The following is an 8,997-nucleotide window of genomic DNA, read 5'->3' as shown; positions in this document are numbered from 1 at the left end:
AGGGGGTGTTGGTGGTGGGATTTGCGGTGAAGTGAGGCTCGTGTTGTGAGCTGGCGGTGTGTTGGTGGAAGCTGGCGCTAGGAGTTTGTGGTAGAAGTTTATGGCTGCTTGTGGGTATTGGTGGATGCCGGTAGAGTGTGCTTTTTGTCGCTTTTGGCATGTTGATAGCTGCGAAATTTCTTTTCTTCTCATCAAGACTTGCTGTTCTCTCAAATTTTCTAAAATCATTGCACCAATGTCTGCTTGCCAATTGATCAAAATATGTTGTCCTTTGGGTATCGTCATACGGCTTTTCCTGTGCGTTTGAGGAATGTGGGGTGTGGGAGGAGGCTCTGTAGGTTGACTGCGCATGGGGTGGAAAGGGCTCGTGTGATGGGGGGATGGTGTGGCTGTGCGCGTTTGGAGAATGTGGTTTGAGTAACAAGAGGGGGTGTTGGTGGTGGGATTTGCGGTGAAGTGAGGCTCGTGTTGTGAGCTGGCGGTGTGTTGGTGGAAGCTGGCGCTAGGAGTTTGTGGTAGAAGTTTATGGCTGCTTGTGGGTATTGGTGGATGCCGGTAGAGTGTGCTTTTTGTCGCTTTTGGCATGTTGATAGCTGCGAAATTTCTTTTCTTCTCATCAAGACTTGCTGTTCTCTCAAATTTTCTAAAATCATTGCACCAATGTCTGCTTGCCAATTGATCAAAATATGTTGTCCTTTGGGTATCGTCATATGGCTTTTCCTGTGCGTTTGAGGAATGTGGGGTGTGGGAGGAGGCTCTGTAGGTTGACTGCGCATGGGGTGGAAAGGGCTCGTGTGATGGGGGGATGGTGTGGCTGTGCGCGTTTGGAGTATGATCGGTGAGAAAGGTGGTGTTGCCTTCCTATACGGGTGTGGGGCTAAGGTTTATGGGTGAAGGATAAGAGCTTTGCGTGTCTGCTTGTGGGTTAGGATTTTGGCTGCCAATAAGAAGGGCAAAACACTCTGTATGGGGCGCGTGGTTTGTGGGAACCGTGTCGCCCGTGGTCGAAGAGGTAAGATTTTGGAGATGGCTTTCCGTCTTGGGAGTGCGGTTTGTTACACAAGGCGTTGTGCTTGTGGGGGGGGCTTCTGTACGGATGTGGGGAGGCTGGTGAATGGTGAGGCTTTGTGTGTCTGTTGGTGGGGCAAGACGTTGAGTTCTACTGCTGGTGTCGAGGATGTGCGTTGGGGTGGAAAGTGCATCGCCTGTTGGGGGGATGGTGTTTTGTCTTTCTTATTGAAAGGGGAAGGTGTCAGAATATGTGCGATTTGCATATCCCCAATGAAATGCTAACAGGTCTAGACAATCTCGCAGATGGTCGGCAAGGGAATTTTGTTTGCGTTTAGAGGCACTTAGTTCTTTGATTGCTTGACCATAACCAACAACGCGTTCGATAAGTGAGTAGCCAAGAATACCAAGCTGGACTTTGATATCTTTTAAATGATTGGAGGCATCTATTTGATGTTCAATGGGATGTGTATAACCTTGGCTACAGGCAACCTTTTCACGTGTGTAGTCAGGACTCATATGGAGGTCGCCCTGACTTTGACGCCAATAAACATAAAAGCGTTCTGCTGCTTGATATTGTGCTTTGCTCAGATGCCCTTTCGCATATAAAAGCGCAATGGGATGGCTCCTTGCATTGGCAATGGCTTTGATAGTGCGTGGATTGCAGGAGCTTTCCCTATGACTGGGTTGAAAATAAGGATTTTTTGTTTCGACCACGATTTCTTTTGTTTTTAAGTGACCAATGTGTGGTTGCTCTTCACCATGAAGGGTGGATGCAAAATTTGGTATGTGGTTTTTTCTCTTATCTTGATGGTTCATGTCGTCTCCTTAAAAATGATTCATTTGCTTCTTTTGTGTAAAGCAGTGGAATTCTGCTGCTGTATGCTTGTCGAGGGATCCGTTTCCGCTCTTTTGCCTGAGAGAGAATTTTCTAAGGGGGTGGCTTTGGTGCTGTCATGGTTTTATCCGAAGGGGTTTATCTGAAGATTTGTGTGGGGGATGCAGGGTGTGCGGGTGTGTAAGGGAGGGGTATGTAAGGGGGGCGGAGGGGCTGTACAAGGGTTGTGTGGAGGTTTGTGCTGGGGCGGTGTGCGTGTCCCGCGGGGATTTTCTGCTTGAAGAGAGGGGATTTTTGCTGCATTGTGAGCCTTCTCTTTGATTTTATTGCTATGGGGGGCTTGATGCTACAGAGTTCGTGGTTTTTGCCGTTTTTGCTGTCGTTGTGCCTTTTGGTTGTTTGTGTGGCTTTTCTTTATAGGGCTGCCAAGTGTCGCTGGGTGATGAGGTGGCTGTTTTGGCTGTGGGTGGTGCTTTATGGCATTCTTGCCACCTCCTTCGGTTTTGTTTGTGCCGGCTTGGGGAAAGAAGCTGTGAGCGCAGAGTTATTGTGGAAGGGAGTGGCGTTTTCCTGCTTGTTTGGGGGTATCCTTGGTTTGCTGTATGGGGGCGTGAAGAGTATGCCTGCTGTGTGGGGGATGTTCGTGAAGGCGGTGGTGTTTTGCTGCATGGTGGGCGTTTTCCTTCTGCTTGCTTTTGTGGGAGCTAGAAATATTGCTCTATTAAATGCAATATTCTGGAAGGGGTTGGTATTTGCTCTCCTGTTGAAATTGCTGTTGTTTTGGCTGATACGGGAGAAAGGCAATGGGTTCGTGCAGAGTTTGTCGTGGCTTGCGGAGTTTGTGCTGTCGTTTTGCTGTTGTGGAACAAGCGTGGTGTTTATTACTGGGATTGCGAGGAATATGGGGGGTGCGTGGGGGGTGCTTTTGAAGGGAATAGCCTTTCTTTGCATTACTGGAGTCATTTTAGAACTTGCTCGTGTGGGAGTGAAAAGTAAGGAGTTTATGTGGCGGAGATCTTTGAAGGCAATATCGCTTCTTGTCGTGTCGGAGATGTCCTTGGCTTGGCTTATATGGAAGCTTGGTATGTGGAGGGGGGATGGTGTCTCTCTCTTGAAACTATTGGCGTTTTTCAGCATTGTTGGATTCTTTTTGCACTTTGCTCTTGTGGGAGCGAAGAGTAGGGGATTCGCGTGGCTTTGGTTCTCAAAGGATTGGGTATTTTACTGCATTTGTGTATTTCTACCCCTTTTTCTTTATCAGGGAGCAAGCTGTGTTCTTGTGGTGGGTGAGGCTTCCTTGCGCTAGGCGGTGTTTTTTGCATTGTCGGCGTTATCCTTTGGCTGATAGAGAGTGCTTTTAGCTTTTAGAGACAGTGGTGCGTGTTAATAGCGCAGAGATTTTCTGCTTGAAGAGAGGGGATTTTTGTTGCATTGTGAGCCTTCTCTTTGATGATATTGCTGTGGGGGGCTTGATGCTACAGAGTTCGTGGTTTTTGCCGTTTTTGCTGTCGTTGTGCCTTTTGGTTGTTTGTGTGGCTTTTCTTTATAGGGCTGCCAAGTGTCGCGGGGTGATGGGGTGGCTGTTTTGGCGGTGGGTGGTGATTTATGGTGTTATTGCCGCCTACTTGGGTTTTGTTTGTGCTGGTGTGGGTAGTGGAGCTGTGAGCGCAGAGTTATTGTGGAAGGGAGTGGCGTTTTCCTGCTTGTTTGGGGGTATCCTTGGTTTGCTGCATGGGGGCGTGAAGAGTCTGCCTGCTGTGTGGGGGGTGGTTGTGCGGGCACTGGTGTTTTGCTGTATGGTGGGCGTTATCCTTCTGCTTGCTTTTCAAGGAGTCATGCATTTTGGTACAATAGGGGGGATATTCTTGGAGGGGTTGGTGTTTGCTCTCCTGTTGAAATTGCTCGTGTCTTTGCTGATGCGGGAGGGTGATGATGCAGTCTTGCAGAGGTCGTTGTGGCTTTTGAATTGTCTGCTGGTTGGTTGCATTTGGGGATGTGTCTTGGTGTTGTTTGCTGCAGGAGCCGAGCACTTTGGTTGGAGTTGGCTTTGGTTCTCGAATGTGTTTGTATTGATCGGTATCAATGGATTTTTCTCTCCTTTTCTTTATCAGGGAGCAAAGTCTGCTCTTGTGGTGGGGGAGGCGTTTTTTAAGAGAGTGGGCTTGATGGGACGCTCCAGATAATGCCGTGGCGTTGCTGGGTGTTCACAAGAACAGCGATAGCGATAGGTTTTTTTGTCAAACCAAAGACCTATTTTGCCTTCAAAATCACCGGAACGTTGTTTGGCAATATTCATAATAACGCTTGGGCGTTTTTCTAAATCTGCTTTTTCTTGTGTGAGAGAGGCTGCAAAAATTTTGTCTTCTAAGGACCTATTGCGCCAAATGGTGATGATGTTAAAAGCATTGGCACCAATCTCTGAGGCGCCTTTAATATCTTCTGTGCCTGGGATATCTTTATCGAGCCCTCCTTTGCGGGCATGGGCAACAAGATGAATGTGTACATTGTTTAAAACAGCCCAATCAACCATTTTATAAACCGCTTGTTCTTGACCGGCATAGTCATCTGAGGCAATGCCAAGCCGCATGAGACTGTCGATGATAAATTGATCGCAGCCATAACGCGCGCGGCAATAGTCAAAAACATCGAGCAAGGTGTTGACGCTCGATTTGCCCACATGTTCATAAAGAATAAGTCCATCATCTAAAAATTGAAGAACCCGTTCAATCATCTCTCTTGTGGGTTGTTCTAAGCCGCCGGTTTGTTTGGTTAAACGGCGCAGAGATTGTGCGCCTTTCATTTCTAGAGAGGCTAAGCAAAGACGGCTGTTTTGCGAAATCCAATGGGGTATGCAGTCTGATAACAATTGGCTTTTTCCTGCACCACTGGCTCCACTCCAGAGCGTTAATTCTGCTGGGCGAAAATGCAATTTGCCATTCAATTTTGGATAGGGAAGCGTATAACCAATATGTTGTTCGGGTTCTGGCCAAAACAGCCCTATAACTTGATCTTTATAGTCTGAGGCGTGCCGTAAGCCTTCTGGCGCAAAGCTTTTTGCTGCGGAAAAGGCTGCTCTTATGGTGGCGGCATCAATCCCTGCGGTGAGACAGTCATTGGCATCTTTGCGTGGTAAGCGTACACGGTAGCAGCGGTGACGACCAAGCCTGCTGGCAATCTCATGGGCTGCTTCTTCACCGGGTTTATCCATATCGGTGGCTAAAAAAATCGTTTCAAAGGATTCTAAATGATCAAATTCATTTTCAATCCAGTTTTGTTTGCCTCCACTGCCTCCTCCAAATGGTACCGAGACCGCCGGATATCCATAGGCGGCAAGTGAGAGTGCATCAATTTCTCCTTCCGTGATAACAAGAGTTCTATTGGCGGCTGTCCTATTGGCGCTCCAATGGGTGGAAGAAAAAGCTTGGTTTAGCGGCAAGAGGTCAGAGGTGAGGGCGTTGTCTGTGGCGCAGGTGGCGCTCCTAATGGTGGAGGTGTGGTTTGCGATCGAAGAGCTTGTGGTGGTGTGGTTGTGCGTTGTGGTGGAAAATGCATCGCCTGTTGGGGAGATGGTGTGGTTGTGCGCATTTGGAGTATGATCCGTGAGAAAGGTGTTCGTCGTGGTGGTGTCTTTCTGCAAGTTTGTAGGGTTAAGCTTTGCTGGTAAATGACTTTGTATGTCTGCTGGTAGGGTATGATTTTGGCTGCCTGTATGGGGCGTGTGGTTTGTGGGAACGAGGTCGCCCGTGGTGAAAGAGGCAAGGTTTTGGGGATGGTTTTGTGTATTAGGAGTGCGGTTCATTACAGAAGAGGTTGTGGCTGTGGGGGTGTTGCCCTCCTGTATGGGTGTGGCGGTATTGAGGCTTGTTGGTGGGGCAAGGTTTTGGGTTTTACTGCTGGTGTAGCTGTGCGTTGTGGTGGAAAATGCATCGCCTGTTGGGGAGATGGTGTGGCTGTGCGCATTTGGAGTATGATCCGTGAGAGAGGTGGTGTTGCCTTCCTGTATGGGTGTGGCGGTGTTGGGGCTTTCTGGTGAATGCCCTGAGCTTTGCGTGTTTGTTGGTGGGGTGTGATTTTGGTTGCCTGTGTGGGGCGTGTGGTTTGTGGGAACGAGGTCGCCCGTGGTGAAAGAGGCAAGGTTTTGGGGATGGCTTTGTGTATTAGGAGTGCGGTTCATTATAGAAGAGGTTGTGGCTGTGGGGGTGTTGCCCTCCTGTATGGGGGTGGCGGTGTTGGGGTTTGTTGGTGAATGCCCTGAGCTTTGCGTGTCTGCTGGTGGGGTATGATTTTGGTTGCCTGTGTGGGGCGTGTGGTTTGTGGGGTAAAGTGCTTGCCAGCCAAATAAAATAGCTTCACATTGGGTTGCTGTTGGTTTGGTTTTTGCTCCTGCTTGTGCCAGACGTTCTTTCACTAAGGCAAGGGTGCCATCAGGCTTATAAAAGGGGAAAATGATTTTTTCACCGTCTTCTCCTATGCGGTAGCGCTTTAAAATTTCTAGGGGAATACCGCGTTCTTTGTTGAGGTAAGTTTTGACTAAATTTTGTGGTGTGCCGCATGGGGGGGCGGGTGGACGACGATAGGAACGGTGCGGTGCCATAAAAGGTTTGGGACGCGTAAGGTTGAGAAAGGCGCGGGCTTCTTCTAACGCTTGTGAAAGACTTAGTCCTTTGACTTCACACCAAAGATCTAACAGGTCTCCTCCTCTGCCTTCTGCAAAGTCATACCAAAGACCCGCTTTACTGCCGCTTAAGCACACCGATAAACTTTGGCCAGCCTCACCACGGGTGTTGCCTACAATCCAATCATTGCCTCGTCTGCGCCCCTTGGGGAGAAGCATTTCTACTATCGTGCCTGCTTGTGAGATAAGCTGCTGTTTTATATCAAAAATTGTGCTCATAGGGATGTCTGTGGTACTTGATAAGGTTTTAAGGGTATCATTTTCATTGTTGGGTGCTTGACCCGTGAGAAGAAAAAATGACAAGGGGTTCTTGATGTTCTTTTATCCGCTGTTCTTTATGGGGCTTCCCCATCGCCTTTAAGTACTTCTTTGCTGCTTTTGGCATGCCAAGGATTACGAAATTTTTTCTTTTATGCGAGAGTGCTTTTTAAAAGCTCAAGGGAGATACGGCGTTTTGCTATTGGGCTTATTTTTGGTTCAAACCTTGCAAAATTGCTGCACTAATGTTTGCTTGACAATCGCTTGGAAGACATTGTCCTTTGGGTATGATCACGCAGCTTTGAACTTGTTTGCGCGTGTTGAAGGCAATGTTTGTGGAAGAGGGTATGTGGCATGGTGGAGGTGTGGTTTGTCTTCTCTTGCACACCTGTAGAATTGTTGAGATTTGTTGGGGCATGATGAGAGCTTTGCGTGTTTGTTGGTATGCCAAGGCTTTGGTTGTGCATGTCCGGATTATGGCTTGTGAGAGAGAAGGTATTGCTCATGTGGGCAGGTTCCTCCTGAAAGCTTGTAGGGTTAAGCTTTACTGGTAAATGACTTTGTATGTCTGCTGGTGGGGTAAGGTTTTGGCTGCGTGTGTGGGGCGTGTGGTTTGTGGGAACGATGTCGCTCGTGGTGAAAGAGGCAAGGTTTTGGGGATGGCTTTGTGTATTAGGAGTGCGGTTCATTACAGAAGAGGTTGTGGCTGTGGGGGTGGTGCCTTCCTGTATGGGTGTGGGGGTGTTGAGGCTTGTTGGTGGGGCAAGACTTTGAGTTCTACTGCTGGTGTAGCTGTGCGTTGTGGTGGAAAGTGCATCGCCTGTTGGGGAGATGGTTTGGCTGTGCGCGTTTGGAGTATGATCCGTGAGAGAGGTGTTCGTCGTCGTGGTGGTGGTGTCTTTCTGCAAGTTTGTAGAGTTGTTGAGGCTTTCTGGTGAATGCTTAGAGTTTTGCGTGTCTACTGGTGGGGTAAGGTTTTGGAGTTGGTCGTGCATGTGGGAGATGAGCTTTATGGGCATGTGGGATAGCGTGGTAAAGGTGTGGTTTTGGGCGGTGTGGGTGTGATCCTCCTGCAGGGATGTGAGGGTGCTAAGGTTGATTAGGGCGTGGGGATGGTTTTGTGTATTCATTGGTGGGGTAAGGTTTTGGCTGCGTGTGTGGGGCGTGTGGTTTGTGGGAACGATGTCGCTCGTGGTGAAAGAGGCAAGGTTTTGGGGATGGCTTTGTGTATTAGGAGTGCGGTTCATTACAGAAGAGGTTGTGGCTGTGGGGGTGGTGCCTTCCTGTATGGGTGTGGGGGTGTTGAGGCTTGTTGGTGGGGCAAGACTTTGGGTTTTACTGCTGGTGTAGCTGTGCGTTGTAGTGGAAAGTGCATCGCCTGTTGGGGAGATGGTGTGGCTGTGCGCATTTGGAGTATGATCCGTGAGAGAGGTGTTCGTCGTCGTGGTGGTGGTGTCTTTCTGCAAGTTTGTAGAGTTGTTGAGGCTTTCTGGTGAATGCTTAGAGTTTTGCGTGTCTGCTGGTGGGGTAAGGTTTTGGAGTTGGTCATGCATGTGGGAGATGAGCTTTATGGGCATGAGGAATGGCATGGTGGGGGCGTGGTTTTGGGCGGTGTGGGGGTGATCCTTCTGCAGGGATGTGAGGGTGCTAAGGTTTTTCAGGGCGTGGGGATGGTTTTGTGTATTCATTGGTGGGGTATGGTTTTGCGTTTTACTGCCTGTGTGGGGTGTGTGGTTTGTGGGAACGATGTCGCTCGTGGTGAAAGAGGTAAGGTTTTGGGTTTGATTACCTGTGGTGGCGGTTGGAATTGTGGAAGAGGGCGCGTTGTCCGTGGTGGGGGAGGCAAGGCTGTTGGTTTGATTGTCCGTGTGGGGAAGGTGAATCATAGGAGAGTCGGTATCATGAGTGGTCGCTGGGGCGTGGTTTGTGTTTGTGCGCAAGTTTGTAGGGTGGTTGAGGTTTTCTGGGGCGTGTCTAGAGATTTGCTTGTCTGCCAGTGGGGTAAGGTTTTGGTTGTGCGTGTTCGGAGTGTGGTTTGTGGAAGAGGGGCGTTGCTCATGTGGGCAGGTTCCTGCTGAAAGTTTGTAGGGTTAAGCTTTGCTGGTGAATGACTTTGTATGTCTGCTGGTAGCGTGGCAAAATTCTTCGTTGTATCTTGGTTGGCAAAGAAAAAAGAAAATGCACTCAATAGAGGTGGAAAACAGAGGTTATCGGGCGC

General features: G+C 49.0%; 12 protein-coding genes and 1 pseudogene. 9 read left to right on the top strand and 4 right to left on the bottom strand.

Features of this window, described 5'->3' with window-relative positions:
• Both PVV68_RS06340 and PVV68_RS06335 read right to left on the bottom strand, forming a co-directional pair.
• Positions 1-285: pseudogene (locus PVV68_RS06340) on the bottom strand (hypothetical protein); the annotation flags it as partial.
• Complete coding sequence (locus tag PVV68_RS06335) at positions 282-710, bottom strand: hypothetical protein (protein ID WP_273782760.1); 429 nt, start codon at positions 708-710, stop codon at positions 282-284. The gene PVV68_RS06335 and the pseudogene PVV68_RS06340, both read right to left, overlap by 4 nt.
• A gap of 196 nt (positions 711-906) precedes the next feature.
• On the opposite strand from PVV68_RS06335, the gene PVV68_RS06330 reads away from it, so the two are divergent.
• Positions 907-1,293, top strand: coding sequence for a hypothetical protein (locus tag PVV68_RS06330; protein WP_273782759.1), 387 nt, complete (start codon positions 907-909; stop codon positions 1,291-1,293).
• Here the strand turns inward: PVV68_RS06330 and PVV68_RS06325 are convergent.
• Positions 1,234-1,827 (bottom strand): hypothetical protein, encoded by a 594-nt coding sequence (locus PVV68_RS06325; RefSeq protein WP_273721929.1) that lies wholly within the window; start codon positions 1,825-1,827, stop codon positions 1,234-1,236. The two genes, PVV68_RS06330 and PVV68_RS06325, sit on opposite strands and share 60 nt — an antisense overlap.
• A gap of 448 nt (positions 1,828-2,275) precedes the next feature.
• Between PVV68_RS06325 and PVV68_RS06320 the strand changes: the two genes are divergently transcribed.
• The 4 genes from PVV68_RS06320 to PVV68_RS06305 all read left to right on the top strand — a co-directional run bounded on the left by PVV68_RS06320 (position 2,276) and on the right by PVV68_RS06305 (position 4,029).
• On the top strand, positions 2,276-2,554 hold the full coding sequence (locus PVV68_RS06320) for a hypothetical protein (protein WP_273721928.1): 279 nt from the start codon (positions 2,276-2,278) through the stop codon (positions 2,552-2,554).
• 72 nt (positions 2,555-2,626) lie between these two features.
• Complete coding sequence (locus PVV68_RS06315) at positions 2,627-2,842, top strand: hypothetical protein (RefSeq protein ID WP_273782758.1); 216 nt, start codon at positions 2,627-2,629, stop codon at positions 2,840-2,842.
• Between the two features lie 9 nt (positions 2,843-2,851).
• Positions 2,852-3,028, top strand: coding sequence for a hypothetical protein (locus tag PVV68_RS06310; RefSeq protein WP_273782757.1), 177 nt, complete (start codon positions 2,852-2,854; stop codon positions 3,026-3,028).
• Between the two features lie 251 nt (positions 3,029-3,279).
• On the top strand, positions 3,280-4,029 hold the full coding sequence (locus PVV68_RS06305; protein WP_273782755.1) for a hypothetical protein: 750 nt from the start codon (positions 3,280-3,282) through the stop codon (positions 4,027-4,029).
• On the opposite strand, the gene PVV68_RS06300 is transcribed toward PVV68_RS06305, so the two are convergent.
• Positions 3,954-6,740 carry a toprim domain-containing protein gene (locus PVV68_RS06300; RefSeq protein WP_273782754.1) on the bottom strand — a complete coding sequence of 929 codons (2,787 nt, stop codon included), beginning with the start codon at positions 6,738-6,740 and terminating at the stop codon, positions 3,954-3,956. The genes PVV68_RS06305 and PVV68_RS06300 overlap by 76 nt on opposite strands.
• Before the next feature lie 374 nt (positions 6,741-7,114).
• Between PVV68_RS06300 and PVV68_RS06295 the strand changes: the two genes are divergently transcribed.
• The 4 genes from PVV68_RS06295 to PVV68_RS06280 all read left to right on the top strand — a co-directional run bounded on the left by PVV68_RS06295 (position 7,115) and on the right by PVV68_RS06280 (position 8,857).
• On the top strand, positions 7,115-7,333 hold the full coding sequence (locus PVV68_RS06295) for a hypothetical protein (RefSeq protein WP_273721678.1): 219 nt from the start codon (positions 7,115-7,117) through the stop codon (positions 7,331-7,333).
• The gene (locus tag PVV68_RS06290) at positions 7,334-7,717 is read left to right on the top strand and encodes a hypothetical protein (RefSeq protein ID WP_273721680.1); all 384 of its coding nucleotides are present in this window, start codon (positions 7,334-7,336) and stop codon (positions 7,715-7,717) included.
• Positions 7,718-7,891: 174 nt separating this feature from the next.
• Positions 7,892-8,275, top strand: coding sequence for a hypothetical protein (locus PVV68_RS06285; RefSeq protein ID WP_273721682.1), 384 nt, complete (start codon positions 7,892-7,894; stop codon positions 8,273-8,275).
• Positions 8,276-8,857 carry a hypothetical protein gene (locus PVV68_RS06280; protein WP_273721684.1) on the top strand — a complete coding sequence of 194 codons (582 nt, stop codon included), beginning with the start codon at positions 8,276-8,278 and terminating at the stop codon, positions 8,855-8,857.
• Positions 8,858-8,997: the final 140 nt, after the last annotated feature.

The organism is Bartonella sp. ML69XJBT (assembly GCF_028618515.1).
Taxonomy (GTDB): Bacteria; Pseudomonadota; Alphaproteobacteria; order Rhizobiales; family Rhizobiaceae; genus Bartonella.
This window is presented reverse-complemented; position numbering and strand designations above follow the sequence as displayed.